Origin of the sequence: Methylobacterium nodulans ORS 2060 (assembly GCF_000022085.1) — a bacterium.
Classification (GTDB): domain Bacteria; phylum Pseudomonadota; class Alphaproteobacteria; order Rhizobiales; family Beijerinckiaceae; genus Methylobacterium; species Methylobacterium nodulans.
Map to the genome: position 1 here is coordinate 1199023 of NC_011894.1, position 24231 is coordinate 1223253.

Annotated in this window: 29 protein-coding genes; 15 read left to right on the forward strand and 14 right to left on the reverse strand. The window is 71.7% G+C overall.

The features are described 5' to 3' along the window. Positions 1-51: 51 nt before the first annotated feature. Both aroB and MNOD_RS05470 read right to left on the reverse strand, forming a co-directional pair. Complete coding sequence (aroB, locus tag MNOD_RS05465) at positions 52-1164, reverse strand: 3-dehydroquinate synthase (RefSeq protein ID WP_015927835.1); 1113 nt, start codon at positions 1162-1164, stop codon at positions 52-54. Next, positions 1161-1763, reverse strand: a complete 603-nt coding sequence (locus MNOD_RS05470; RefSeq protein WP_015927836.1) for a shikimate kinase — start codon at positions 1761-1763, stop codon at positions 1161-1163. Before MNOD_RS05470 ends, aroB begins: the two co-directional genes overlap by 4 nt. A gap of 208 nt (positions 1764-1971) precedes the next feature. Here MNOD_RS05470 and MNOD_RS05475 point away from each other — a divergent pair, with 208 nt between their 5' ends. The 5 genes from MNOD_RS05475 to MNOD_RS05490 are packed head-to-tail and all read left to right on the forward strand — an operon-like array spanning position 1972 to position 4040. Next, a complete protein-coding gene (locus tag MNOD_RS05475) occupies positions 1972-2124 on the forward strand; it encodes a hypothetical protein (protein ID WP_015927837.1) in 153 nt (50 codons plus the stop codon). Further along, positions 2121-3047, forward strand: a complete 927-nt coding sequence (locus MNOD_RS05480) for a site-specific tyrosine recombinase XerD (RefSeq protein ID WP_015927838.1) — start codon at positions 2121-2123, stop codon at positions 3045-3047. The genes MNOD_RS05475 and MNOD_RS05480 overlap by 4 nt, the downstream gene beginning before the upstream one ends. A gap of 5 nt (positions 3048-3052) precedes the next feature. Continuing rightward, entirely contained in the window at positions 3053-3226 is a 174-nt protein-coding gene (locus MNOD_RS46165) for a hypothetical protein (protein WP_015927839.1), read from the forward strand. Between the two features lie 41 nt (positions 3227-3267). Beyond that, on the forward strand, positions 3268-3681 hold the full coding sequence (locus MNOD_RS05485) for an EVE domain-containing protein (protein WP_015927840.1): 414 nt from the start codon (positions 3268-3270) through the stop codon (positions 3679-3681). Next, the gene (locus tag MNOD_RS05490) at positions 3678-4040 is read left to right on the forward strand and encodes a hypothetical protein (RefSeq protein ID WP_015927841.1); all 363 of its coding nucleotides are present in this window, start codon (positions 3678-3680) and stop codon (positions 4038-4040) included. Before MNOD_RS05485 ends, MNOD_RS05490 begins: the two co-directional genes overlap by 4 nt. Positions 4041-4152: 112 nt before the next feature. On the opposite strand, the gene MNOD_RS05495 is transcribed toward MNOD_RS05490, so the two are convergent. Continuing rightward, positions 4153-4527 (reverse strand): PRC-barrel domain-containing protein, encoded by a 375-nt coding sequence (locus tag MNOD_RS05495; protein WP_043750489.1) that lies wholly within the window; start codon positions 4525-4527, stop codon positions 4153-4155. 217 nt (positions 4528-4744) lie between these two features. Between MNOD_RS05495 and mepA the strand changes: the two genes are divergently transcribed. After that, a complete protein-coding gene (gene mepA, locus MNOD_RS05500; protein WP_015927843.1) occupies positions 4745-5668 on the forward strand; it encodes a penicillin-insensitive murein endopeptidase in 924 nt (307 codons plus the stop codon). Positions 5669-5671: 3 nt separating this feature from the next. Here mepA and msrA read toward each other — a convergent pair whose 3' ends face one another. Continuing rightward, positions 5672-6337, reverse strand: coding sequence for a peptide-methionine (S)-S-oxide reductase MsrA (gene msrA / locus MNOD_RS05505; RefSeq protein ID WP_015927844.1), 666 nt, complete (start codon positions 6335-6337; stop codon positions 5672-5674). Positions 6338-6482: 145 nt separating this feature from the next. Then, entirely contained in the window at positions 6483-6803 is a 321-nt protein-coding gene (locus MNOD_RS05510; protein WP_015927845.1) for a hypothetical protein, read from the reverse strand. A 144-nt stretch (positions 6804-6947) separates the two neighbouring features. On the opposite strand from MNOD_RS05510, the gene MNOD_RS05515 reads away from it, so the two are divergent. After that, complete coding sequence (locus MNOD_RS05515; RefSeq protein ID WP_043748138.1) at positions 6948-7631, forward strand: HAD family hydrolase; 684 nt, start codon at positions 6948-6950, stop codon at positions 7629-7631. Positions 7632-7898: 267 nt separating this feature from the next. After that, entirely contained in the window at positions 7899-8480 is a 582-nt protein-coding gene (msuE, locus tag MNOD_RS05520; RefSeq protein WP_015927847.1) for an FMN reductase, read from the forward strand. Between the two features lie 24 nt (positions 8481-8504). Here the strand turns inward: msuE and rpoN are convergent, their stop codons facing one another. From rpoN to MNOD_RS05540, 4 genes are all read right to left on the reverse strand, one after another. After that, entirely contained in the window at positions 8505-10043 is a 1539-nt protein-coding gene (rpoN, locus tag MNOD_RS05525) for an RNA polymerase factor sigma-54 (protein WP_015927848.1), read from the reverse strand. Between the two features lie 212 nt (positions 10044-10255). Then, positions 10256-11104, reverse strand: a complete 849-nt coding sequence (gene lptB / locus MNOD_RS05530; RefSeq protein ID WP_015927849.1) for an LPS export ABC transporter ATP-binding protein — start codon at positions 11102-11104, stop codon at positions 10256-10258. 136 nt (positions 11105-11240) lie between these two features. Further along, complete coding sequence (gene grpE / locus MNOD_RS05535) at positions 11241-11921, reverse strand: nucleotide exchange factor GrpE (protein ID WP_015927850.1); 681 nt, start codon at positions 11919-11921, stop codon at positions 11241-11243. A 57-nt stretch (positions 11922-11978) separates the two neighbouring features. Then, a complete protein-coding gene (locus tag MNOD_RS05540; protein ID WP_043748143.1) occupies positions 11979-14774 on the reverse strand; it encodes a [protein-PII] uridylyltransferase in 2796 nt (931 codons plus the stop codon). 426 nt (positions 14775-15200) lie between these two features. Between MNOD_RS05540 and MNOD_RS05545 the strand changes: the two genes are divergently transcribed. From MNOD_RS05545 to MNOD_RS05560, 4 genes are all read left to right on the forward strand, one after another. After that, entirely contained in the window at positions 15201-15710 is a 510-nt protein-coding gene (locus MNOD_RS05545; protein ID WP_015927852.1) for an OsmC family protein, read from the forward strand. Between the two features lie 142 nt (positions 15711-15852). Beyond that, positions 15853-16440 carry a ribosome hibernation-promoting factor, HPF/YfiA family gene (hpf, locus tag MNOD_RS05550; protein WP_015927853.1) on the forward strand — a complete coding sequence of 196 codons (588 nt, stop codon included), beginning with the start codon at positions 15853-15855 and terminating at the stop codon, positions 16438-16440. A gap of 84 nt (positions 16441-16524) precedes the next feature. Further along, positions 16525-16992: a PTS IIA-like nitrogen regulatory protein PtsN gene (gene ptsN, locus MNOD_RS05555; protein WP_015927854.1), complete on the forward strand. Its 468-nt coding sequence runs from the start codon at positions 16525-16527 to the stop codon at positions 16990-16992. A gap of 10 nt (positions 16993-17002) precedes the next feature. Then, a complete protein-coding gene (locus MNOD_RS05560) occupies positions 17003-17320 on the forward strand; it encodes a hypothetical protein (protein ID WP_015927855.1) in 318 nt (105 codons plus the stop codon). Between the two features lie 41 nt (positions 17321-17361). On the opposite strand, the gene MNOD_RS05565 is transcribed toward MNOD_RS05560, so the two are convergent. The 3 genes from MNOD_RS05565 to ftsE form a co-directional block, all read right to left on the reverse strand. Further along, positions 17362-18099 carry a YdcF family protein gene (locus MNOD_RS05565; RefSeq protein ID WP_015927856.1) on the reverse strand — a complete coding sequence of 246 codons (738 nt, stop codon included), beginning with the start codon at positions 18097-18099 and terminating at the stop codon, positions 17362-17364. A gap of 143 nt (positions 18100-18242) precedes the next feature. Further along, the gene (locus MNOD_RS05570) at positions 18243-19196 is read right to left on the reverse strand and encodes a cell division protein FtsX (protein ID WP_015927857.1); all 954 of its coding nucleotides are present in this window, start codon (positions 19194-19196) and stop codon (positions 18243-18245) included. A gap of 79 nt (positions 19197-19275) precedes the next feature. Further along, complete coding sequence (ftsE, locus tag MNOD_RS05575) at positions 19276-19995, reverse strand: cell division ATP-binding protein FtsE (protein ID WP_043748147.1); 720 nt, start codon at positions 19993-19995, stop codon at positions 19276-19278. 141 nt (positions 19996-20136) lie between these two features. On the opposite strand from ftsE, the gene MNOD_RS05580 reads away from it, so the two are divergent. From MNOD_RS05580 to MNOD_RS05590, 3 genes are all read left to right on the forward strand, one after another. Then, positions 20137-20850, forward strand: a complete 714-nt coding sequence (locus MNOD_RS05580) for a DUF3426 domain-containing protein (RefSeq protein ID WP_015927859.1) — start codon at positions 20137-20139, stop codon at positions 20848-20850. Then, entirely contained in the window at positions 20847-21434 is a 588-nt protein-coding gene (hpt, locus tag MNOD_RS05585; RefSeq protein ID WP_015927860.1) for a hypoxanthine phosphoribosyltransferase, read from the forward strand. The genes MNOD_RS05580 and hpt overlap by 4 nt, the downstream gene beginning before the upstream one ends. A 75-nt stretch (positions 21435-21509) precedes the next feature. After that, complete coding sequence (locus MNOD_RS05590) at positions 21510-21893, forward strand: response regulator (protein ID WP_015927861.1); 384 nt, start codon at positions 21510-21512, stop codon at positions 21891-21893. A gap of 19 nt (positions 21894-21912) precedes the next feature. On the opposite strand, the gene MNOD_RS05595 is transcribed toward MNOD_RS05590, so the two are convergent. Together MNOD_RS05595 and MNOD_RS05600 are read right to left on the reverse strand one after the other, a co-directional pair. Then, positions 21913-23547, reverse strand: coding sequence for an AMP-binding protein (locus tag MNOD_RS05595; protein ID WP_015927862.1), 1635 nt, complete (start codon positions 23545-23547; stop codon positions 21913-21915). A 79-nt stretch (positions 23548-23626) separates the two neighbouring features. Continuing rightward, positions 23627-24226 (reverse strand): nitroreductase family protein, encoded by a 600-nt coding sequence (locus tag MNOD_RS05600; protein ID WP_015927863.1) that lies wholly within the window; start codon positions 24224-24226, stop codon positions 23627-23629. Between the last annotated feature and the right edge of the window lie 5 nt (positions 24227-24231).

Sequence of the window (24231 nt, forward strand, 5' to 3'; positions counted from 1 at the left end):
CCGAGTGGACTCGTCTCGGAAGGAATCAATCGGAAACCGTATGACGGGCGCTCAGCCCAGCTCCTCCGCCAGGAACGCCCGCACCGCCTCGGGCTCGATCCCGGGCGCGATGAAGCTCCGGCCGATCCCGCGCGCCAGGATGAAGGTGAGGGCGCCGTCGCGCACCTTCTTGTCCTGGCGCATGGCGTCGAGGAGCTGGTCGGCATCGCCGCAGCCGCCGGGGACCTGCCGCAGCGTCGTCGGCAGGCCGGCGAGCGCGAGGTGGTTGGCCACGCGGCCGGCATCCTGGCCGGGACACAGGCCGAGCCGGGCCGAGAAGCGGAAGGCGAGGGCAAGGCCGATCGCCACCGCCTCGCCATGGACGAGGCGCGCGGATTCGTAGCGGGTCAGCCGCTCCAGGGCATGCGCGAAGGTGTGGCCGAGATTGAGGAGCGCCCGCTCGCCGTCCTCGCGCTCGTCGCGCACCACCACCCCGGCCTTGGCCCGGCAGCAGGAGGCCACCGCCCGGTCCCGCGCAGGGCCGCCGGAGAAGATCTCGGAGAAATTCGCCTCGCACCACGCGAAGAAGGCCGGGTCGTCGATGAGCCCGTACTTCGCCACCTCCGCATAGCCCGCCCGCATCTCGCGGGCCGAGAGCGTGTCGAGGGCCGCCGTGTCGGCCAGGACGAGGCTCGGCTGGTGGAAGGCGCCGATCAGGTTCTTGCCGTGCGGGGAATTGATGCCGGTCTTGCCCCCCACCGAGGAATCGACCTGGGCGAGCAGCGTCGTCGGTGCCTGCACGAAGCGCACGCCGCGCCGCAGCACCGAAGCGGCGAAGCCCGCAAGGTCCCCGACCACGCCGCCGCCGAGCGCCAGCACGAGGTCGCGCCGCTCGATGCGGTGGGCGAGGAGTGCGTCGCAGACCTCCGTGAAGGTGGCGTAGCTCTTCGAGCCCTCGCCGGGGGGCACGGCGACGAGGGCGGCACGCAGGCCCGCAGCCTCGAGCGAGGCCCGCACCGCCTCGCCGTAGAGGCCCGCGACCGTGGTGTCGGTCACGACCGCGACCGCCCTGGCGCCCAGGGCGGCGCAGCGGGCGCCGACCTCGGCCAGAAGGCCCCGGCCCACCAGGATGTCGTAGGCGCGCCCGCCATCGAGCGGGACATGGACGGTCTCGGGCGGGCTCATTGGGCGGCGACGCTCCGGCTCGGCGTGTCGGCGAAATGGGTGTCGAGGGCTTCGAGCACGTCCTGCACCACCCGGTCGTGCGAGACGTCCCGGGACAGCACCATCAGGTCGGCGCTGCCATAGACCGGGTGGCGGACGTCCATGAGACGGCGCATGGTTCCTTCGGGATCCTCGTTCTGCAGGAGGGGACGACCCGGCCGCTTGCGCACGCGCCGCATCAGCACGTCGAGTTCGGCCTTCAGCCAGACCGAGACGCCGCGCTCCGCGATGCGGCGGCGCGTCTCCGGGCGCATGAAGGCGCCGCCGCCCGTCGCCAGCACCATCGGGCCGTCGCGGAGCAGGCGGGCGATCACCCGCTCCTCGCCATCGCGAAAACTGGTCTCGCCGTAGATCGCGAAGATATCCGCGATGGTGAGGCCCGCCGCCGCCTCGATCTCGTGGTCGGCGTCCATGAAGATCATGCCGAGGCGGCCGGCGAGCCGCCGGCCGACCGTGCTCTTGCCCGCGCCCATCAGCCCGACGAGGACGATCGAGCGCTGGCCGAGTCCGCGCCGCACGCGAGCCTCGATCGTCTCGTCCGGGGGAGAAGGGTCAATCATCCGGCGTTCTTAGCCTGTTTTCCGTGCGGCGGGAAACGCGGGATAGTGCGGGCCGCGGGCGCCCGCGCAACAGCCGCCGCGTTTCCGTCGCACCGCGCCACCCCGTCCCTTGCCACGCGGGCGGGTGCATGGTCGAACCAGCCGCGTTGCAACCGCAAAGACGTATCATCCGCGCTTCCACCGCCCGACCCTGCGAGGCCCGCCCGACGTGCCGACCCTCTTCCGTTTCCTGGCCATTGTGGCGATCCTGGCCGGGCTCGTCTTCGCGGCGATGTTCGCGCTCGCGACCTTCGTCGAGCCGACGCCCCGGGAGATCACCGTGACGATCCCGAACTCGAAGCTCCAGCCCGGCAACCGATGAGCCGGGGCGCGCAAGCCCGCGCGGGGCTGATGCAGCCCTATCTGGACATGCTGGCGGCCGAGCGGGGCGCCTCGGCCAATACCCTGGCGGCCTACCGGCGCGATCTCGACGACTACCTCGCCCACCTTGCGGCGGAGGGGCTCGATCCGGCCGCGGTGGAGGCCCCGATGATCCGGGCCTACATGGCGGATCTCGATGCGCGGGGCCTCAAGGCCTCCTCGGCGGCGCGCCGCCTGTCCTGCATCCGCGGCTTCCACCGCTTCCTCTACGCCGAGGGCTACGCCCCCACCGACCCGACCGCGCCCGTCTCGGGGCCCAAGCGCGGGCGGGCGCTGCCGAAGGTGCTCTCCGTGGCGGAGGTCGACCGGCTGCTCTCCGTCGCCAAGGAGGCCGTCGCGCAGGCGCCGAACCTAAGCGAGGCGGCCCGCGCCCAGCGCCTGCTCTGCCTGCTCGAACTGCTCTACGCCACGGGCCTGCGCGTCTCGGAACTCGTGGCCCTGCCGCGGGCGGCGGCCCTCACCAGGGAGCGCTACCTGGTGGTGCGCGGCAAGGGCGGCCGCGAGCGGCTGGTGCCGCTCACCGAGGCCGCCCGGGCCGCCATGGCGGCGCACCTGACGATGCTGGCGGCGCCCGGCCCCTGGCTGTTTCCGGCCGACAGCGAGAGCGGGCACCTCACCCGCCAAGCCTTCGCGCGCGACCTCAAGCTCGCGGCGGCAGCAGCCGGGATCCGCGCCGACCGGGTGAGCCCGCACGTGCTGCGGCACGCCTTCGCGAGCCACCTCCTGCAGAACGGCGCGGATCTGCGCGTCGTGCAGGAGCTGCTCGGCCACGCCGACATCTCGACGACGCAGATCTACACCCACGTGCTCGACGAGCGCCTGAAGAGCATGGTGCGCGACCTCCATCCCCTGGCGGATGGCTGACGCCGATGACGGGACCGATTCTGCCCATCGAGGCCGTGCACGACTTCATCCAATGGTGCTTCCCGCTGCGGGAGGCGAGCCGGGCGGTGCCGGGCGCGCCGGTGATCGGGGCCGACGCGGCGGCCGGCCACCCGGTCGACCGCGACAGCGTCGCGTTCTGCAAACGGGCGGTGGCGTAAGGCTCAACCAAGCTCACGAATTCTCATGGAGATCGGCCGCGATGGCGCATTGGCTCTTCAAGTCCGAGCCGTCCACCTGGTCCTGGGACCAGCAGGTGGCGGCGGGCGAGGCCGGCACGTTCTGGAACGGGGTGCGCAACCACCTCGCCAAGAAGCACCTGCAGGCGATGCAACGCGGCGAGCAGGGCTTCTTCTATCATTCGAACGAGGGCAAGGCGGTCGTCGGCATCGTCGAGGTGATCAGGACCTACTATCCGGACCACACGGACGAGAGCGGCCGTTTCGGCATGGTCGATATCAAGGCCGTGACGGGCCTGCCGCGCCCGGTGACGCTCGACGCCATCAAGGCCGAGCCGCGGCTCAAGGACATGGTCCTGGTGAACAACGCGCGGCTCTCGGTGCAGCCGGTGACGGAGGCGGAATGGGCGGTGATCCGCGCGATGGGGGGAGTGTGAGATCGCGCCCGTCCTCCTCGGCCGCGTTCCGCTGGGCGGGCCTGCTCGCCGCGGCCGTGCTCGCCATCGCCTCAGCCCGGGCGGCCGAGAAGGGAAAGCCCGCCCTCCGCAGGACCGCCGAGCCGGTCCTCAGCTGCGGGGCGCTCGCCAACCTGCGCCTCCTTATGCGGGACACCAGGGGCGATCCGGCCGCCATCGCGGCGCTGTTCGCCGATCCGAAGGCGGACCATCTCGGCTGCGCCATGACGCCCGCCGATCGGATCGAGGGCGTGGCCGACCGCGTGACGATCGGCGGCACGCCCTATTCCTGCCTGAAGGTCAAGGACAGCGCCGTCTGCCGCTGGGCGGAGGCGCACTAGAGCGCTCCCCGCCGAAGTGGAGGCTGGTTCGGCGCAAGGGAGCGCGTGACGGCGGAGGAATAAGGTCTGGAGCCGCATCCGTCCCGGCCGAAACGGATGCGGCTCTCCGCGCTCAGGCCATCCAGTAGGGATGCGCGTTGTAGTAGCGGTGCACATGCTCCTCCCAGGCCCGGTCGAAGGACGGATCCTGCCCCTCGGCCGTGCGCTGGGGCGCGTTCCGGAGCTGCTCCTCGGTGAGGTCGAGCTCGTAGGCGTCCAGCTCCGGGTTGAAGCGCAGCGCCCCCCAGGGAACCGTGTAATAGCCCTCGCCGAGCCCCAGGAAGCCGCCGAAGCTCATCACCGCATAGGCCACGCGGCCGGACTTCTTCTCGATCATCAGGCGCTCGATGCGTCCGAGGCTGTCGCCATCGGGGCGGCGCACGGCGGTGCCCTCGACGCGGTCGCTGGCGATCAGCGTGCTGGTCTCGTTGGTGCTGGTGCTCCCCATGTCGGAGCGGTCACCCACGGTCGGTGCAACGGTGGTCATCGGGATCCTCCTGGGTGTGGTCGATTGCCCGAGCAACGCCGCGCCCGCCGCGCTGTTCCGGGTGGCTGCGCCATGCCGGATGGCTTACGCCACCGCCGGAGCGTCCGCCGCCTGCGGACGGTTTCGTTGCCATCCAGGACGGTTTCATTGCCGCCCGCACCGGTCTAGCCTTGCGCCCATGCCGATTCGACCGATCGCCCTCGCCCTGACGGCCCTGGCCCTGACGGGCCTGCCCGCCCGCGCCCAGGACCGCGGCACCCTCGATCCCAAGCCGCTGCCGCCGCTCGCCAATCCCGATGACCCGACGACCCCCGCCAAGGCCCTGTTCGGCCGCGCCACGACACCGGCGAGCCTGCCGCCGCAGGCCATCGGCTCCTACGCGCGCGGCTGCGTGGCGGGCGCGGAGGCGCTGCCGGTCGACGGCCCGACCTGGCAGGTGATGCGCCTGTCGCGCAACCGGAACTGGGGCCATCCGGCCCTCGTCGCCTTCCTGGAGCGGATCGCCGCCAAGGCGCCGACCCGGGCGGGCTGGCCGGGGCTCCTCGTCGGCGACATGTCGCAGCCGCGGGGCGGGCCGATGCTCACGGGCCACGCCTCCCACCAGCTCGGCCTTGATGCCGATATCTGGCTCACCCCGATGCCGGATCGCCGCCTGAGCCGCGCCGAGCGCGAGGAGATGTCGGCGACGAACGTGGTGCGGCCCGATCGGCGCGACATCGACCCGGCGGTCTGGCAATCCGAGCACGGGCGGCTCATCAGGATGGTGGCGGAGCAGTCGGAGGTGGCCCGGATCTTCGTCAACCCGGCGATCAAGCTCGCCCTGTGCCGCGAGGCGGGCGCGGACCGCCGCTGGCTCACCAAGGTGCGGCCGATGTACGGCCACAACTACCACTTCCATATCCGGCTGGAATGCCCCTCGGGCGACCATGCCTGCAAGGACCAGGAGCCGCCGCCCGCCGGCGACGGCTGCGGGGCCGAACTCGACTACTGGTTCAGCGACGCGGTGCTGCACCCCAAGCCCGGCCCCGCGGGCAAGCCGAAGCCGCCGATGACGATGGCGGCCCTGCCGGAGGCCTGCCGGGCGGTGCTGAAGTCGAAGTAGGGCCTATTCCGCCGCATTCCGCACGCCGGTGCCGATCGGGCAGGCGACGCCGGTGCCGCCAAGTCCGCAATAGCCCGCCGGGTTCTTGGCCAGGTACTGCTGGTGATAGGCCTCGGCGAAGTAGAAGGGACCGGGATCGCGGATCTCGGTGGTGATGGGGCCGTAGCCCTTCGCCCGCAGGGCCTCGCCATAGGCGTCGCGCGAAGCCTCGGCCTGCGCCCGGCGCTCCGCATCGGCCACGTAGAGGCCGGAGCGGTACTGCGTGCCGACATCGTTGCCCTGGCGCATGCCCTGCGTCGGGTCGTGGCTCTCCCAGAAGGTCTTGAGCAGGCGCTCGAAGGGCATCGCCGCCGGGTCGTAGGCGACCAGCACCACCTCGTTGTGGCCGGTGAGCCCCGTGCAGACCTCCTCGTAGGTCGGGTTCGGGGTCGTGCCGGCGGCGTAGCCCACGGCCGTCACCCAGATCCCGTCGCCGAGCTGCCAGAACTTGCGCTCGGCGCCCCAGAAGCAGCCGAGCCCGAACAGAGCGGTCTCGATGCCCTCCGGGTAGGGTCCCTTGAGCGGGCGCCCGTTGACGAAGTGGCGCTCGGCGGTCGGGAGCGGCGTCGGGCGGCCGGGCAGGATCTGGTCGGGCGCCGGCATCTCGGCGCGCTTGCGGAAGAACAGCATCGGCTCGCTCCGTCTCGAACACGTGTCGCCATGTTCGGTGACGAGCGGGATATGGTTACGCGCGCCCCGAAGCTCCAGGGCCGGGGGCCGGCCGCTCTCACCAGTCCGGGCGAGCGGGCAGCCACGTCGGCGGAGAGCGAGCGCTCTAGGGCCGCACCAGCGTGCCGATGCCCGGCCGCGGCGGCTGGCCGAGCCAGAGCAGCAGGAGGCCGATCCCGAGGGCGATGGGGGCAGCCGGCGAGAGCGTGAGGGGCAGGCCGAGCAGCTTCCACAGGGCCGGCTGGCTGCCCTCCGCCGCCGCCTGAAGGCTCGCGGCCCGGTCCCTCAGGAGGGCGAGCGCCACATCGCTCACCGAGGTGACGAGGAGCGTGTTGTTGGCGATCGACCGCGCCCCGTCATAGACGCAGCCGACGAAGCCCGCAGCGAGGAACAGGAGCCCGAGCACACGGGCTAGGAAACGGATCATGCACGACTCTCGTCTGGCGCGAACTGGAGTTAGAGAGCCGGGCCGCAGGGCGCAAGGCGGGATTGATCGGGGCGGGGCCCGGGTGCCAGGGGGCACGCGCCAGAGGCGCGCGCCAGGGACAGGTGAGGGCCGATGGAAGCGGGCATGGGCGGATCGGGACGGCCGGGCACACGGCCCGACTTGGTGATCTTCGACTGCGACGGGGTGCTGATCGACAGCGAGCCGATCAGCCTCGTGCGGCTGACGGACAACCTCAACCGGATCGGCGTGCCGATTGATCTCGACACGGTGGCGCGCCGCTTCACCGGCACCAGCATGACCTCGATCATGGCCCATATCGCGGCCGATTACGGGGTGACGGCCCCGGCGGGCTTCGCGGACGAGGTCCGGGCCGACACCCTGCGGGCCTTCGAGGCGGAGCTCACCGCGATCGCGGGCGTGGCGGAGGTGCTCGGCACCCTGCCGGACCGGCGCTGCGTGGCGTCGAGCAGCGACCCGGCGCGGCTGTCCCACGCCCTCACCCTGACCGGGCTCCTGCCGCTCTTCGGCGGGCACGTCTTCAGCGCCAGCATGGTGAAGCGCGGCAAGCCCTTCCCGGACCTGTTCCTCTACGCGGCCGAGCGGATGGGCGCGGATCCCGGCGCCTGCCTCGTCATCGAGGACAGCGTACCGGGGGTGCGGGCGGCCCGGGCGGCGGGCATGCGGGTCTTCGGCTTCTCGGGCGGCGGGCATTGGCGGCACGATCCCGCGGCGGCGGATCTCCTCGGTGCCGGCGCCGCCCTCGTCTTCGACGAGTTCCGGCGCCTGCCGGAGCTGATCGCGGCCTGATGCGCGCATCGGGCCGCCTTCCGCAAGGATCCGTTCTCCATCCGCCCGGCCGCGGAATCGGTGTTCCGATTGACTTAACCAGCTCCCGTCAACATCTCGGCATCACCGCCGCAATCGTCCTTGACGGCAGCCGCGGCCGCGATGAAGTGGGATGCGGGGGGCGATCGCAGCGGGGGGCACGGCACCCGGTCCGCCGAACCCGAGGGGCCGGGCCGTGTTGCCCCACGTCCTGACAGCGCCGGACCGTCCGGCGAACGGAGCCATGCCGTGAGACCTCCCCGCATCGTCGCCTTCTCCGGCAATACCGGCCGCCCCTCCCGCACCCGGGTGCTGGTCGAGGCCATCGCGGCGGAGCTCGCGCGCCAGCGGCGGATCGATCTCAAGGTGTTCGACCTCGTGGATGCCGGACCGGGCCTCGGCGTGACGAGCCGCGACGCGCTGCCGCTCCCGGCCGCCCGTCTCATCGAGGCGATCGAGGGGGCGGACGGGCTGATCGTCGGCTCGCCGGTCTACAAGGGCTCCTATTCGGGCCTGTTCAAGCACGTCATCGACTTCCTGGCGCCCGAGGCGCTGGCCGGCAAGCCGGTGGCGATCGCCGCGACGGGCGGCGGCGCCCGCCACGCGCTGATGGTGGAGCATCAGCTGCGCCCGCTCTTCGGCTTCTTCACCGCCCATGTGGCGCCGACCGCGGTCTATGCGGGCGAGGCGGAGATCCAGGACGGGGTGGTGACGGATCCGGGGGTCGCCGCCCGCGTGGTGGCGGCGGCGACGGAACTCGCGCATCTCCTCGACACCGCCGAGGCGGCCCGGCGCGCCCGCACGCAGCCCCCGACGGCGGCGGCGCTGTAGAGGTTGCCACGCTGCGGCCAACCCTCACCGCACCGCCATCGCCGCCCGCTCGCGGCGGCGCTCGATCGAGGAGGGGATGCGCAGCGACTCGCGGTACTTCGCCACCGTGCGGCGGGCGATGTCGACGCCCTCGCCGCGCAGGCGCTGCACCAGCGCGTCGTCCGACAGCACGTCGTCCGCCTCCGCATCGATCAGCTGCTTGATGCGGTGGCGCACGGCCTCCGAGGAATGGGCCGCCGCGCCCGCCGCGCCCGGAATCGCCGCGGTGAAGAAATACTTCATCTCGAAGGTGCCGCGGCTCGTGCCGATCGACTTGTTCGAGGTCACGCGCGAGACCGTCGATTCGTGCATGCCGATCGCGTCGGCCACCGTCTTCAGGTTGAGCGGGCGCAGATGCGCCACGCCGTTGAGGAAGAACCCGTCCTGCTGGCGCACGATCTCGCTCGCCACCTTCAGGATGGTGCGGGCGCGCTGCTCCAGGCTGCGGGTGAGCCAGTTGGCGGTCTGGAGGCAATCCGACAGGAAGGCCTTGTCGGTGTCGCTCTTCGCGCCGCGGGAGACGGTCGCATAGTAGCTCTGGTTGACGAGGACGCGCGGCAACGCCTCGCTGTTGAGCTCCACGAGCCAGGACCCGTCCGGGGCCGGCCGCACGAAGACGTCGGGCACCAGCACCTCGACCGGACCGGCGCCGAAGGCCCGGCCGGGCTTGGGATCGAGCTGGCGCAGCTCCGCCAGCATCTCGGCGAGATCCTCGTCGTCGACCCCGCAGAGGCGGCGCAGGGCCGCGAGGTCGCGCTTCGCCACGAGGTCGAGCCGGGAGACCAGCGCCTGCATGGCGGGATCGAATCGATCGCGCTCCTTCAGCTGAATGCTGAGGCACTCGGCGAGATCGCGGGCGCAGACGCCGGACGGGTCGAAGCCCTGCACCAGGCTCAGCACGCGCGCGACCACCTCCGTGCGGACGCCGAGCCGCTCGGCGAGTTCCGCGAGGTCCTCGCGCAGGTAGCCGGCCTCGTCGACGGCATCGATCAGGAAGCCGCCGATCAGGCGCTCCACGGGATCGCGGGTCGCGAGGTCGAGCTGGGCCGCAAGATGCTCGCGCAGGGTGGATTCGCTGGTGAGCGTCGCCTCGAAATCCGGCGCCTCGCCGTCGAAGCTGCCGCCCGTATTGCCCCAAGGCGCCGGGGTGAGAGAGAGGCTGTCGCCGCCCGGCGCCTCGCGGGCGGCCGGGCCGTCATCGGGGAAGACGTTGTCCAGACGGGTGCCGAGGTCGCTCTCGATCTCGCCGCGGCTCGGGTTGAGATCCTGGGCGAGCCAGGGCTCGGCCGCCTCGCCGTCGAACCCGCCTTCGCCGTCGAAGCTCTCGGGCGCCGCCTCCGCCGGCTCGCCGCGCCCCTCCTCGGCCTCCGCGCGCTCCAGGAGAGGATTTCGCTCCAGCTCCGCATCCACATAGGCCGCAAGATCGAGATGGGAGAGCTGCAGGAGCTTGATCGCCTGCAGGAGCTGCGGCGTCATCACCAGGGCCTGGCCCTGACGCATTTCGAGCCGTTGCAACAATCCCATCAGCCTGCCCCGGTGTTCCGCCCCGGCTGCTGCCCGGGTTCGGCACGAATTTTGCTTTGATTCGTGTATGCAGGTTTAAACCGATCCTGCGGGTCCGTCAAAGCAGGCCGCGTGCGTCATCCACGTCCGAACCCGCGGACGGGAGTATGCGCTCTCCGCTTGGCCGCGCCAGCGGATGAAAGCCAATTCTGGCGACGGGGTGGATTTTCGCCCTAGAGGCGGAAATCCTCGCCGAGATACAGCCGGCGCACGTCGTCATTGGCGACGATCTCGTCGGGCGTGCCCTCGGTGAGGATGCGGCCGGAATGGACGATATAGGCGCGGTCGATGAGGCCCAGCGTCTCGCGCACGTTGTGGTCGGTGATGAGCACCCCGATGCCGCGGCCCTTGAGGTGCATCACGAGATCCTGGATGTCGCCCACCGCGATCGGGTCGATGCCCGCGAAGGGCTCGTCGAGCAGCACGAAGGAGGGCGAGGAGGCGAGCGCCCGGGCGATCTCCAGGCGGCGGCGCTCGCCGCCCGACAGGGCGATCGAGGGCGACTTGCGCAGGCGGGTGATGTTGAACTCGTCGAGGAGCGCGTCGAGGCGACGCTCGCGGAGCTTGCGGTCGGGCTCCACCACCTCCAGCACCGCCCGGATGTTGTCCTCGACGTTGAGGCCGCGGAAGATCGAGGCCTCCTGCGGCAGGTAGCCGATGCCGAGCCGGGCCCGCTGGTACATCGGCAGCCGCGTGATCTCGCGCCCGTCGAGGCTGATGACGCCCCGGTCCGCCGAGACGAGGCCGGTGATCATGTAGAAGATCGTGGTCTTGCCCGCGCCGTTCGGCCCCAGCAGCCCCACCGCCTCGCCGGTCTGGACGGCGAGCCCCGCCTCATGCACCACGGTGCGGGCGCCGTAGCTCTTGCGCAGGCCATGGACCGCCAGGATTCCGGGGCCGCCCAGGGCCTCGGCAGCGGTCTGAGGCGCCGCATGCGGGCGGGCGCGGCCGAAGAGGCGCGCCAAGCGTGAGAAGACCGGGGCCGCCTGGGCCCGGAGCGGCAGGACGGAGGACGACGTCAAACGGGGCGCTCTCTCGCTTCCACCGTGCCGGCCCCTCCGCCCCAAGCGGCCTCGCCGATGATCACCGGGTGTTAGCGGACCGGGCGTCCGGCCGCAATGCGGTGCCGCAACGCGGCCCTGTGCGGTGGTCCGGCGCTCAGGCCTCGGCGGGCTTCTGCCCGTCGCCGGCGGGCTTAGGGGCCTCGCCGGCGGGCTTGGGGGCCTCGCCGGCGGGCTTCGATGCCTCGGCCGCCTTCGGGCCGCCCTTCGAGACGCCGACCAGGGCCGGGCGCAGCACCCGGTCGCCGATCACGTAGCCGGTCTGCACCACCTGCACGACGGTGCCGTTCGCCACGTCGGGATTGGGCACCTCGAACATCGCCTGATGCAGGTTCGGGTCGAAGCGCTGGCCCTGCGGCTCGACCGCACGCACGCCATGGCGCTCCAGCGTCTTGGCGAGGTCGCGGCCGGTGAGTTCGATGCCGTCGAGGAGTGCCTTCAGCGCACCGTCCGCCGCGGCGCGGTCCTCCACCGGCACGCTGTCGAGGGCGCGCCGTACGTTGTCGGCCACGTTGAGCATGTCGCGGGCGAAGTTCGTCACCGCATAGGTGCGGGCATCCGCCACCTCGCGCTCGGTGCGCCGGCGCAGATTCTCCATGTCGGCGAGAGCCCGCAGGAGCTTGTTCTTCAGGTCGAGCTTCTCGGCTTCGAGCGCCGCCACCGCGTCCGCTTGCGCGGCGGGAGCGAGGGTGTCGGGCGCGCCGGCCGCATCCTGGGCCGGGTCCACGGCCCCCTCGGGCAGCGGGCGCGCGGCATTCTCCGTGTCGTTCGGCGTCATCATCGTTCCACAACGAGGATCGGGAAGGCGCTGATATCAGGTGCCGGAGGCCCGAAATCAAGCTTCGCCGCCGGCCGGAGCCTTCGGGCGCACCCCGCCGCGCTTCGGCGCGGGCCGTCCGAGGATGCCCTCCCCTTCGAACACGCCCATCACCGCCCGGCGGATCGTAGCCTGCCGGTCGGGCTGGGTGATCTTCGTGCCGGTGAGGTCGGTCACGTAGAACACGTCCACCACCCGCTCGCCGAAGGTCGCCACATGCGCCGAGGTGATGTTGAGGTTGAGCCGGCTCAGCGCCGTGGTGAGCTCGTAGAGCAGGCCCGGCCGGTCGAGGCCGGAGATCTCCAGCACCGTCTCGCGGGAGGAGAGCGCGTTGTCGATCGAGAGGTCCGGCGCGACCTGGAAGGTGCGCGCCCGGTCCTTGCGCGGATGGCGGTCGGCCACGAGGTCGGCGATGCGGATCTCGCCCTTGAGCGCCCGCTCGATCGCGGTGGCGATGCGGCCGGCCCGGCGCAGCTCGTCCTCGTCCTGGTCGAAGGCGCGCGAGAGCACGATCGTGTCGAGGACGAAGCCGTCGGCGGTCGTGAAGATCTGCGCGTCCACGATGTTGCCGCCCGCCGCCGCGCAGGCGCCCGTCAGGATGGCGAGCAGCCGGGGGTGATCGGGCGAGTAGACGGAGAGTTCCGTGATGCCCCGCGACGCGTCGGTCTCGAAATGCGTGGCGACCGTGCGTCCCTCCGCGAGGGTCTGGCGGATGAAGCGGGCATCCTTGAGCTGGCGCGCGGCATCGACCTTGAGCCAGTAGGGGGCGTAGAGGCGCGCCGCGTAGGCGTCGAACTCCTCGGGCGTCCAGTCGGCGAGTTGCTCGCGCAGGCGCATCTGCAGCAGGCGGACGCGGTCCGTCCGGGCGACCTCCGAATGGCCACCCGACAGCACCACCTCGGTCTCGTAGAACAGGGTGCGCAGGAGCGTCGCCTTCCAGGCGGTCCAGACGCCGGGCCCCACCGCCTTGATGTCCGCGATGGTGAGCACGAACAGGAGCTTCAGGCGCTCCAGGCTCTGCACCACGCCCGCGAAGGTCTCGATCGTCTTCGGGTCCGAAAGGTCGCGGCTCTGGGCGGTGATCGACATCAGGAGATGGTGCTCGACGAGCCACGCCACGGTGTCGATCTCGGCCGGCTCCAGGCCGAAGCGCGGCCCGAGCTTGCGGGCGACCGCAGCGCCCGCGATCGAGTGGTCGTCTTTGCGCCCCTTGGCGATGTCGTGCAGGAAGGTCGCGACGTAGAGCGCCCGGCGGTTCCGGATCGTGCCGATGATCCGGTGGGCGACCGGATGCTCGGCCTTCGCCTCACCGCTCTCGATGGCGGCCAGCATGCCGAGCGAGCGGATCAGGTGCTCGTCCACCGTGAAGTGGTGGTACATGTTGAACTGCATCATCGCGACGATGCGGCCGAAATCCGGCACGAAGCGCCCGAGCACGCCGGTCTCGTTCATGTGCCGCAGCACCGTCTCGGGGGCATTCCGCGAGGTCAAAAGCTCGACGAAGAGGCGGTTCGCCTCCGGGTCGACCCGCACCATCGGGCCGATCAGGCTGAGCGAGCGGGTAGCGAGCCGGCTCGCATCCGGATGGATCGCGAGGTCGTGCCGGTCCGAGAGCCAGAACAGGCGGATCAGGTTGACGGGGTCGCGCTCGAAGGCGCCGTCGTCGCGGAGGTTGAGCCGGCCGTTGTCGATGCGGAAATCCACCGCCTCGAGGTCGGGCGAGCGGAAGCGCTGCTTGAAGCGGCCGAACCAGCGGTTGAGCACCGGCGGGCGCTTGGTGTGGCGCGCCTCCATCTCGGCGCAGACGATGGCGGTGAGGTCGCCCACGTCCTTGGCGATCAGGAAGTAGGACTTCATGAAGCGCTCGACGGCGGTCAACCCGCCGCGCGGGCCATAGCCGAGCCGCTCGGCGATGCGCGGCTGCAGCCCGAAGGAGAGCCGCTCCTCGGCGCGGCCGGTGGCGAAATGCATGTGGCAGCGCACCCGCCACAGGAACTCCTCGCAACGGTCGAACAGCCGCACCTCGTCCGCCGTGAACAGCCCGGCCTCGACGAGCTCCTCCGTCCCCTTCACCCGGAACGTGTACTTGGCGATCCAGAACAGGGTGTTGAGGTCGCGCAGGCCCCCCTTGCCGTCCTTGACGTTCGGCTCGACGAGGTAGCGGGACGCCCCGCCCTTCGCGACCCGCGTGTCGCGCTCCTTGAGCTTGGCCTCGACGAACTCGGCCGCCGTGCCCTGCACCACCTCGCGGTCGAAGCGCTCGACGAGTTCGTCGAACAGCGCCCGCTCGCCGAACAGGAAGCGGGCTTCGAGGAGCGCGGTGCGGATCGTCATGTCCGCGCGGCCCTCCCGCAGGCAATCGGCGACCGAGCGGGTGGCGTGGCCGACCTTCAGCTTGAGGTCCCACAGGATGTAGAGCATCGCCTCGACGACGCTCTCGCCCCAGGCGGTCTGCTTGTAGGGCAGCAGGAACAGGAGGTCGATGTCGGAGCCCGGCGCCAGTGTGCCGCGGCCGTAGCCGCCCGTCGCCACCACGGCGATGTGCTCGCCCGCCGTCGGGTTGTCGGCCCGGTAGAGCCGCTTGACCACCGCCGCATAGATCGCCTGCACCACCGCATCCATCAGGCTGCAGATCTCGCGGGCGCAGGCGAGCCCGTCGCGGTGGACCGTCAGGTTCCGCTCGGCCTGCGCGCGCCCCTCCTCGATGATCTGCCGCAGGCCGGGCAGCAGCCTCTCGCGCAGGCGGGTCGGGTCGCTGACGGTCTGGTCGATTCCGGCGAGGAGCTGGGCGAGGGCGGTGGCGGTGTCGGGCATGAGGCCCCGGAGGCGGAGGGTGGACGAGGGGCGATGGACACGGAGGATCCCGCCGCTCCGCTGTGTAGCCCCTGGCGCGCGTGCAATCCACAGGCCGGGGCCGTTCCATCCGGCCTGTCGGACCGGGGCCTCCGTCACCGGGGGAGAGAGACGATGCGCATCCGCCGCCGCGCCCTGCTCGGCGCCGCGTTCGGCCTCTCCGGCCTGTTCTCTATGCAGAACCCGGCCGCGGCCCAGTCCGCCCAAGGCCGCCCCCGAGCCCACCGCGCCGGGACGCGGGGCGGTGCGCACCATCCTGGCGAGCCCCGGCCGCTCGCCCACGCCCGGTGCCGAGCGGGCGGAGGCCGCCCGCTCGTGGCGAGCGCTGGCCCACCGCACCGCCCGGGTGCTAATCCATTCACGCACAACAGCCATCGAGGAAACGCCATGGACGCCGCCGCGCTTCGCGCCCTGCAGGCCCCGATCAAGGACCGCTACCGCACCGACCCCGACGCCGCGATCATCACGCTGAAGGCGCAGGGCTCCCTCGACGACACCGCCATCGCCTGCAAGGTCGAGACCGGCCGGGCGCTCGCGGTGGCGGGGCTGCACCCGGCGAGCGGCGGCTCGGGCGCCGAACTCTGCTCGGGGGACATGCTGCTCGAAGCCCTCGTGGCCTGCGCGGGCGTGACCCTGAAGGCCGTCGCGACGGCGCTCGAGATCGACCTGCGCAAGGGCGTCGTGAAGGCCGAGGGCGACCTCGACTTCCGCGGCACCCTCGGCGTCGACAAGGGCGCGCCGGTGGGCTTCCGGGCGATCCGCCTCGCCTTCGAGGTCGAGAGCGACGCCCCGCAGGAGAAGATCGACCAGCTGCTCAAGCTCACCGAGCGCTACTGCGTGGTGTTCCAGACCCTCAGTCACCGCCCGGCCCTCGACGTCACGCTGACCCGGGGCTGAGCCGCGGGTGGCTGCGGCCCAGTTGACGCTGCGGCCGCCCTGCGTTGACTTCATCTGCGGCGATTCTTAGCTCTTCAACGATCGGCCCGGGCGCGCCCCGCGCGTCACAAGGGCCGACGGGCGAACAAACCGGAGGGAATCGATGGCGGCTTTGCGCGTGTCGGGTCGCGGCATGGACCTGGGGGAGGCCCTTCGGTCCCGCGTTGAGGAGCGGATGGCCGCAACCCTGGCCAAGTACTTCGACGGCACCTATTCGGGCCACGTCGCCATCGGCCGCGACGGGGGCACCTACCGCACCGATTGCGTGCTGCACCTCACGTCCGGGATCACCCTCGAAGCCTCCGCCAGCGCCCACGACCCGCATGCGAGCTTCGACCAGACGGCGGACCGCATCGAGCGGCGCCTGCGCCGCTACAAGCACCGGCTGAAGACCCACGCGACCGGGCCGAACGGCAGCCGGCGGGGCGAGCTGGCCGAGCCCGTGCTGGAGGCGGCCTACTCGGTCTTCGAGGCGCCGGAGGAGGATACGGGCGAGCACCCGCCGGTGATCGCCGAGAGCACCCGCGCGCTGCACCGCCGCTCGCTGAGCGAGGCGGTGGTGGAACTCGACCTCACCGGCGCCCCCGTGCTGGTTTTCGTTCATGCTGGAACGGATCGGGTCAACGTCGTATATCGTCGGTCCGACGGCGCGATCGGATGGATCGATCCGCCGGAACGCGGCACTCCGTGAGCCGGCAGAACCGGCCCACGGCTTGCCTCCGGTCCTGGGGAACGAGCGGGACCACAACGTCCCGTCGATGAGGCAGCGGTTTCGATGCCATTGCTGGAATTTCTCAAGCCGGAGGCAGTCCTCCCGGCGCTGCGCGCGCCCGGCAAGAAGCAGGTGCTGCAGGAGCTGGCCGCGCAGGCGGCCAAGCATCTGCCCGGTCTCGACGAACGCGAGATCTTCGAGACCCTGCTGCAGCGCGAGCGCCTCGGCTCGACCGGCATCGGCGAGGGGGTGGCGATCCCGCACGGCAAGCTGCCGGGGCTCGACCACCTCTTCGGCCTCGTTGCGCGGCTGGAGCGCCCGGTCGATTTCGAGGCCCTCGACGGCCAGCCGGTGGACATCGCCTTCCTGCTGCTCGCCCCCGAGGGTGCGGGCGCCGATCACCTGAAGGCGCTGGCGCGGGTGGCGCGGGTGCTGCGCGAGCCGGGCATCATCGACCGTATCCGGACGGCCCGGGACCGGGACGCGCTCTACGCGCTCCTCACTCACTCGCCGGCCCCGCGGGCGGCCTGACCCCCTGGCCATGCGGTACCGCCGAAGCCTCGCGGCCCTGCTGCTCGCGCTCCCCTCCGCGGCCCCCGCGGCGGAGGGCACCTGCGCGCGGGACCTCCTCGTCGCCCAATCCTCGCAGCGCGTCGCCATCGACCGCCTCGAAGCGCTCGGCGACAACGAGGCCGACCGCTGCCGCGGCTGGCGCCAGCACGTCGACACGATGCGCCGGGCCGCCACGGTCTATGGACGCTGCCTCACGGGCCAGGAGCGCGCGGAGCGCCTCGCCCAGGTGCAGGGCTCGGAGCGCGAGTTCGGCGAATTGCTGCGCACCCGCTGCCGCGGCAAGTAGCCTCCTCATACGGTTTCCGAACAGATCAACCGGAAACCGTATCACCGCATCAGCGGCTCGGCCACGACCTTCACCGGCCGGCCGCGGCTCATCAGCACGGCGGCGCGGGAATCCTCCGGATCCGTCTCGAAGCGGGTGCGGATCCAGGCGACCAGGAACTTGACGTATTCGGAGACCAGGAGCCGGGCCGAGGCCGGGTGATGCCACCACGCATCCGGATCGAAGCCGTCATGGACGACCGGGTGGGGCACGACGCGGTTGCCGTCCGCGAGCGCGTGGCCGAGTTCGAGCAGCGTCCGCGGCATGTGGTAGTTCGAGGTCACCACCGCGACGGTGCGGAAGCCGTTCTCGCGCATCCAGCGCCGGGTCTCGATGGCGTTGCCGATCGTGTTGCGCGCCCGGTAGTCGAGATCGACGCAGCAGGCGATGAGATGCTGCTGGCCGGGGTTGAGCCGGGCGATCTCCTCGCGGCTGGTGCGCTCGTTGACGCCCGTGATGAGGAGGCGGCGGCCGTAGCCCGCGGCCAGAAGGTCGATCGCGTCCCCGATGCGCTGCGCCCCGCCGGTGAGCGCCACGATGCCGTCCGCAGGGGCATGGGGCTGCCGTTCGGTGCGGGCAAGGCAGCCGACGAAGGCCAGGAAGCCGACCCCGAAGGCGAGCCCCGAGGCCCCGACGAGCGCAGCCAGCGTGAGGACGAGGCGCCGCCAGGGGCGCGCGCGGATCGCCGGATCCGGACCGACCCAATCCTGTCCGACCGCATCGGCGCTTCGCGTCGTCATTCCGCGCTTCATCCGCGAGGTCATCCCAGCTGGTCGAGCATAGTGCCGATTACGGCGGGCCGGAGGCAACGGGTCATCGGGCGATTCGTTCACGGGGTCCTGGGGGGCCGCCGGAGGGCGGCCCCGGGGGGCCGCCGTCCGCATCAATCGAGGAAGCGCCGCACGGCCACCCGCGAGACGATGCCGGTGACGATCGAGGCGATCACGCCGATCAGCACCACGCTCGCATAGCCCCGCCAGCCGATCTCGAAGCCGCCGAACAGGGCCTCGATCTCGTCGCCCGCAGGGCTCGCGCGCCAGAGCCGGGCGAGCGCGCCGCCGAGCGCCAGGGCGCCGAGCGCCGCCGCCGCCCCGATCACCCCGCCGCGCAGACCGAGACGGAAGAAGCGGCGCTGGAACTCGCGGGCGATGAAATCGGCGTCGGCGCCGACGAAATGCAGCACCTCCACCACCTCCCGGTTGCCCGCCATGGCCCCGCGGGTCGCGAAGGTCACGGCGAGCCCGGTCGCGAGCAGCACCAGCGCGACGATGCCGACGCCCACCCCCACGAAGGTGTTGGCCATGGTCGAGAGGCGCGAGATCCAGAGCGCGTGGTCGTCGAGGCTCGCCACGCCCGGCAGGGCCTGGACGAGGCGCTGGCGCAGGGCGGGCAGGTCCGCGGGCGGGTCGCCGCCCGCCAGCCGCACGGTGATCAGGCGCGGCACCGGCAGGTCGCCGAGGTCGAGCCCGCTGCCGAGCCAGGGTTCGAGCAGGCGCTCGGATTCCGTCTTCGACAGGGCCCGCGTGCCGGCGATCCCGGGCGCGTCGCGGGCGAGTTCGGTTGCCTTGGCGACATCGGCCTCCGTGTCGCGGCCGGGGCTCGGCCGGATCTGGATCGTCACCTCGTTGGCGACGGCGCCCTGCCATTGCGCCGCGCTCGACGCGACGATCTCGGCCGCCCCGGCGCAAAGCGCCGCCAGGAAGGTCAGGATGGCGATGACCGCCGCGAGCGCCCGGCTCGCGCTGCTGTCGGTGGGGACGAGGGGTGCGTTGCGGCGCAGGCTCGGCGGCAGGGTATCGGCCGGCTGGGTCCGCTCGACGGCGGCGCCTTCAGTCATGGCGCGCCTCCGTCCGATACTGAGCACCGGACCGGATCCGGACGCTTGCTTTGACCGAGATGCGAACGAAGCATCCGCCTCACTCCTCGATCCGCAGGTGGCGGTCGCCGAGGATCAGCCGGCGCGCGTCGACGAGGTCCATGAGGGCGAAGTCGTGGGTCGCGATCAGCACGGAGGTCCCGAGGCGGTTGAGTTCGATGAACAGGCGCAGGAGCCGCCGGCCGAGCTGCGGGTCGACATTGCCGGTGGGCTCGTCGGCGAGGAGCAGCTCGGGGCGGGCGATGAGTGCGCGGGCGATGGCGGCGCGCTGCTTCTCGCCGCCCGAGAGGAGCGGGGGCAGCACATGCATGCGCTCGCCGAGCCCCACCCAGCGCAGCAGCTCCACCACCTCCGCCCGGTAGCTCGTCTCGGCCCGGCCCTGGACGCGCAGCGGCAGCGCGACATTCTCGTAGGTCGTGAGATGGTCGAGCAGGCGGAAATCCTGGAACACCACGCCCATCCGCCGCCGCAGGCCCGTGAGCGCGTGGCTGGAGATGCCGCTCACTTCCTCGCCGAACACCGAGACCAGCCCGCGGCTGGGCTTGGCCGAGAGCAGGATCAGGCGCAGCAGCGTCGTCTTGCCGGCGCCCGAGGGTCCGGTGAGGAACTGGAAGGAATGCGGGGCGATCGTGAAGCTGATGTCGCTCAGCACCTCCGGCCCGAGGCCGTAGCGCATGCCCACGTTCTCGAACCGGACGACGGGTTCCTCCATGCCCGACAGGAGGCTCTCGCCCATCACCCTGTATGGTCCGGCTGCCATGCGCTCCCCATGCTCTCGTGGTGTCCTTAGCCCGCCGGATCTTGCGCGGGCATTACGCCCGCCGGCCGCTTTACCATGCCTTAACGCTATCGCGAGAGAACCGATGGGATCCGGCCCTCCGGGCGCCAGCCGTGATTCGCCATGCAGATCGTCTGCCCGTCCTGCGCCGCCGAGTACCGGCTCGACCCGGAGCGGATCGGGCCCGAGGGGCGCATGGTGCGGTGCGCGTCCTGCCGCGAAGCTTGGTTCGTGGCCGCGCCCGGACAGGAGCAGGATACCCTGTCGCCGCCCGGCGAGGCGGTGTTCACGGCCGTCGACGCCCCGGTGCCCGTTCCCGCCCGCCCGAAGGCGCCTGCCGCCCGCACCGCGCGCCCGAGCCTCGCCGCCCTCGCGGTCTGCCTCGGCCTCGCGCTCGCCGGCGCGGCCCTGCTCGCCCGCGAGCGCGTGGTGCGGGCGCTGCCCCAGACCGCGCGGCTCTACGCCGCGATCGGTCTTCCCGTGAACCTGCGCGGCCTCGACTTCCGCGACGTGGTCGCCTTCCAGGTGCCGGCCGGGGCCGGCAGCGAGGGACGGCTCGTCGTCGAGGGCGACTTGGTGAGCGCCGCCGCCGAGCCCCGGCCGGTGCCGCCGCTCGCTCTCGAAGTGCGGGACGAGGCCGATCAGCTCGTCTACAGCTGGACCGCGGAGGCGCCCCGCGCGCGGCTCGAACCGAAGGATGCCGCGCGGTTCCGGGCCGAGCTCGCCGCTCCGCCGGCGCGCGGGCGCCGCGTCCTGGTCCGATTCGCCGCGGTTGACACCGAGAAATCTCCGGTCAGCGTAGGGAGCACCCCCTCCCCGCAGAATGAGGCCCGATGAGTTCCCCCGCCATCCCCCGCGTCCGCGTCCTGTTCGAGGAGGCGGCCATCGCGCAGCGCAACGAGGAGATGGCGCGCGCCATCGCGAACCAGCCGCTGAAGGACCTGCTGGTGGTGGCCGTCCTCAAGGGCAGCTTCATGTTCGCGGCCGACCTGATCCGCGCCCTGCACCGGGCCGGGCTCGCGCCCCAGGTCGAGTTCATCCACCTGTCGAGCTACCGGTCCGCCACGGTCTCCTCCGGGCAGGTGGCGATCCTGCGCGACGTGGAGAGCGAGGTGCGCGGGCGCGACGTGCTCCTGATCGACGACATCCTCGAATCCGGCCGCACCCTCGTCTACGCCAAGGACCTGCTGATGGCCCGCGGCGCCCGGCGCGTGCTGACCACAGTCCTCCTGGAGAAGCCCGGCAAGCGCGCGGTGTCGATCGACGCGGATTATGTCGGCTTCGTCTGCCCGGATGTCTTCGTGGTCGGCTACGGCATGGACATCGCGCATGCTTTCCGTCAGTTGCCCTTCGTCGGTCTCGTCGATTACGGTGCGGACGAGCCGGACCTGTTCGACCGTGATGGGCCGCCCGCCCTGTGAGGAACCTTGGCTGCGTGCCGGGCTTGACTCATCATTCCTTATGATTCGCCGCTCCGCGGCCGAGAGATGAAGGACATGGCGAACATCCTGCTTGTCGACGACGAGGAGTCGATCCGGGGTTTCCTCAAGCGGGGCCTCGAGATGGACGGGCACGTGGTGGTCACGGCCGTCGACGGCAGCGACGGGCTCGACCGGCTCATCGAAGCGGACGGTGCCTTCGACCTGATGCTGACCGACATCCGCATGCCGCTGATGGATGGCATCGCGCTGGCGCTCGCCGCCAAGCGGGATTATCCGGGCCTCACCATCATGCTGATGACGGGCTTCGCCGACCAGCGCGAACGGGCCCGCGGGCTCGACGCCATCGTGTCCGACGTCCTGACGAAACCGTTCACCCTCGCGGATATGCGCGTGAGCGTGCGCCGCGTGCTGGCGGCAGAGGCCCGCTGCGCGGGGTGACGGAGCCGGTCCTCGCGGATCACCCCTCGTCCCGCAGCACCCGCCGGATGATCTTGCCCGTGGTGGTGAGCGGCAGGCTCGGCCGGAAGGCGATCTCGCGCGGGTATTCGTGCGCCGAGAGGCGCCGGCGCACGAAATCCTGGATCTCGGCCGCGAGCGCGTCGGAGGCCTGGTAGCCCGGGCGCAGCACCACGACGGCCTTGACGATCTCCGTGCGCACCGGATCGGGCTTGCCGACAGCGGCGGCGAGCGCCACGGCCGGGTGGCGCAGCAGGCAATCCTCGATCTCGCCCGGCCCGATCCGGTAGCCCGACGAGGTGATGACGTCGTCGTCCCGCCCGACGAAATGGACGTAGCCGTCCGCGTCGACCCGGCCCTGGTCGCCGGTGGTCATGCAGTCGCCGAGGAACTTGGCCTCGGTCGCCGCAGGGTCGCGCCAATAGCCGAGGAACATCACCGGGTCCGGGCGCGCCACCGCGATCTGGCCGATCTCGCCCGCGGCGGCCGGCGTCCCGTCCGGGCGGATCACCGCCACCCGATGGCCGGGAACCGGCTTGCCGGTCGAGCCCGCGCGGGCGAGCCCGAGGCCTGCGCAGGAGGCGAGCACGAGGTTGCACTCGGTCTGACCATAGGCCTCGTTGACCGTGAGCCGAAGCTCGGCTTGAGCCCACCCGAAGGTCTCTGGCCCCAGCATCTCGCCCGCCGAGGCCAGCGTGCGCAGCCGCGACAGGTCGAAGCGCGCGCGCGGGCGCTCGACCGTGCGCAGCATCCGCAGCGCCGTCGGCGGCACGAAGGCGTTGGCGACGGCGAGGTCTGCCATCAGCCGAAATACCTCCTCGGGCTCGAATTTCTCCGCCTTGCGCGCCACCACCGCGACCCCGTGGTGCAGGCTCGGCAGCAGCGCGTTGAGGAGGCCGCCGGCCCAGGCCCAGTCGGCGGGCGTCCACATCCGGTCGCCGGGTTGCGGCATGAACTCGTGCATCATGGCGAAGCCCGGCAGGTGGCCGAGCAGCACCCGGTGCCCGTGCAGCGCGCCCTTGGGCAGGCCGGTCGTGCCGGAGGTGTAGATCATCAGCGCGGGATCATCCGCCGCCGTGTCGACGGGCGTGAAATCCGGCGCGCTCGCGGCGAGGAGTTCCGCGAAGCCGAGCGCCCCGTCGCCCGGCCCCTCCGTCGAGACGAGGAGGGCGAGGTCGGGCAGCGCATCCCGGAGCGGGGCCAGCTTGGCGAGCCCGCCCGCATGGGTCACGACGGCCCGCGCGCCCGCGTTGCCGAGGCGATGCAGCAGGGCGTCCGGCCCGAACACGACGGCGAGCGGCAGCGCCACCGCCCCGAGCTTGTAGATGGCGAGATGCGCGATCAGGACGGCGGGGGATTGCGGCAGCAGCACCGCCACCCGGTCGCCGCGGGCGATGCCCTGCGCGCGAAGCGCGTTGGCGAAGCGGTTCGAGGCTTCGCGCAGGGCCGCGAAGCTCCAGGTCTCGACCCGGCCATCCGCCGCGACGTCGAGGAGCGCCGGGCGCTGCGGATCGGCCGCCGCCCAGCGGTCGCAGACATCGACCGCGATGTTGTAGCGCTCCGGGATCCGCCAGCGGAACCCGGAGACGAAGTCCTCGTAGGTGGCCGGCCTAAGCAGGTTTCGGAAAAGTGCCATGCGGTTTTCCGTCAAAAACCTGCGACAGACCAAGAACCTAAGCAGGCTTGCGGTGGCCTGCCACCGCAAGCCTGCTTAGTCACGCCTCGCGCACCGGAAAGATGCCCTCGAAGGCGAAGTCGGTGATCGGATGCCGGCCGTTCGGCGTCTCGCGGGCGCGCAGCTCCTCCGGCAGTGTCGCCGGATCGGCCCGGCGGCCGACCGCGAAGGCGGCCTCGACCCGGTGGTTCGCCGGCACGTTGAGCACCCCGGGCGCCCGCTCCTTGTCGAAGCCGACCATGCCGTGAGCGTGCCAGCCGAGCTTGTTCGCCTGGAGCTGGAACATCGCCGAGGCGGTGCCGGTATCGAAGGAGGCGCTCCAGGACGGCTTCAGCCCGCTCTTGGTGTTCATCATCTGGTTCGAGACGAGGAACAGCAGGGCGCCCGCATCCTTCACCCAGTTCTGGTTGGAGGGCACGAGGAGATCGAACAGGGGGCCCCACTGGGGCGTGTCGCGCAGGGCATAGATGAAGCGCCAGGGCTGCGAGTTGAAGGAGGAGGGCGCCCAGCGCGCGGCCTCGATCATCGTCAGGAGATCGGCCTCGCTCACCGCCTCGCCCGTGAAGGCGCGCGGCGAACAGCGCTCCAGGAACAGCGGATCGATCGGGTGATCGGCGGTGCGGGAATTGGCGGACGTCACGGGGG

Coding starts and splice junctions, on each gene's coding strand:
- MNOD_RS05565 (WP_015927856.1), bottom strand. CDS start 18,099: ATGACGACGCGAAGCGCCGATGCGGTCGGACAGGATTGGGTCGGTCCG.
- grpE (WP_015927850.1), bottom strand. CDS start 11,921: ATGACGCCGAACGACACGGAGAATGCCGCGCGCCCGCTGCCCGAGGGG.
- msrA (WP_015927844.1), bottom strand. CDS start 6,337: ATGCTGTTCTTCCGCAAGCGCGCCGAGATGCCGGCGCCCGACCAGATC.
- MNOD_RS05580 (WP_015927859.1), top strand. CDS start 20,137: ATGCAGATCGTCTGCCCGTCCTGCGCCGCCGAGTACCGGCTCGACCCG.
- hpt (WP_015927860.1), top strand. CDS start 20,847: ATGAGTTCCCCCGCCATCCCCCGCGTCCGCGTCCTGTTCGAGGAGGCG.
- MNOD_RS05470 (WP_015927836.1), bottom strand. CDS start 1,763: ATGATTGACCCTTCTCCCCCGGACGAGACGATCGAGGCTCGCGTGCGG.
- MNOD_RS05570 (WP_015927857.1), bottom strand. CDS start 19,196: ATGACTGAAGGCGCCGCCGTCGAGCGGACCCAGCCGGCCGATACCCTG.
- aroB (WP_015927835.1), bottom strand. CDS start 1,164: ATGAGCCCGCCCGAGACCGTCCATGTCCCGCTCGATGGCGGGCGCGCC.
- MNOD_RS05495 (WP_043750489.1), bottom strand. CDS start 4,527: ATGGGGAGCACCAGCACCAACGAGACCAGCACGCTGATCGCCAGCGAC.
- ptsN (WP_015927854.1), top strand. CDS start 16,525: ATGCCATTGCTGGAATTTCTCAAGCCGGAGGCAGTCCTCCCGGCGCTG.
- rpoN (WP_015927848.1), bottom strand. CDS start 10,043: ATGGGATTGTTGCAACGGCTCGAAATGCGTCAGGGCCAGGCCCTGGTG.
- MNOD_RS05595 (WP_015927862.1), bottom strand. CDS start 23,547: ATGGCACTTTTCCGAAACCTGCTTAGGCCGGCCACCTACGAGGACTTC.
- MNOD_RS05510 (WP_015927845.1), bottom strand. CDS start 6,803: ATGATCCGTTTCCTAGCCCGTGTGCTCGGGCTCCTGTTCCTCGCTGCG.
- MNOD_RS05590 (WP_015927861.1), top strand. CDS start 21,510: ATGGCGAACATCCTGCTTGTCGACGACGAGGAGTCGATCCGGGGTTTC.
- mepA (WP_015927843.1), top strand. CDS start 4,745: ATGCCGATTCGACCGATCGCCCTCGCCCTGACGGCCCTGGCCCTGACG.
- MNOD_RS05515 (WP_043748138.1), top strand. CDS start 6,948: ATGGGCGGATCGGGACGGCCGGGCACACGGCCCGACTTGGTGATCTTC.
- MNOD_RS05480 (WP_015927838.1), top strand. CDS start 2,121: ATGAGCCGGGGCGCGCAAGCCCGCGCGGGGCTGATGCAGCCCTATCTG.
- MNOD_RS05545 (WP_015927852.1), top strand. CDS start 15,201: ATGGACGCCGCCGCGCTTCGCGCCCTGCAGGCCCCGATCAAGGACCGC.
- MNOD_RS05560 (WP_015927855.1), top strand. CDS start 17,003: ATGCGGTACCGCCGAAGCCTCGCGGCCCTGCTGCTCGCGCTCCCCTCC.
- ftsE (WP_043748147.1), bottom strand. CDS start 19,995: ATGGCAGCCGGACCATACAGGGTGATGGGCGAGAGCCTCCTGTCGGGC.
- MNOD_RS46165 (WP_015927839.1), top strand. CDS start 3,053: ATGACGGGACCGATTCTGCCCATCGAGGCCGTGCACGACTTCATCCAA.
- MNOD_RS05485 (WP_015927840.1), top strand. CDS start 3,268: ATGGCGCATTGGCTCTTCAAGTCCGAGCCGTCCACCTGGTCCTGGGAC.
- MNOD_RS05540 (WP_043748143.1), bottom strand. CDS start 14,774: ATGCCCGACACCGCCACCGCCCTCGCCCAGCTCCTCGCCGGAATCGAC.
- hpf (WP_015927853.1), top strand. CDS start 15,853: ATGGCGGCTTTGCGCGTGTCGGGTCGCGGCATGGACCTGGGGGAGGCC.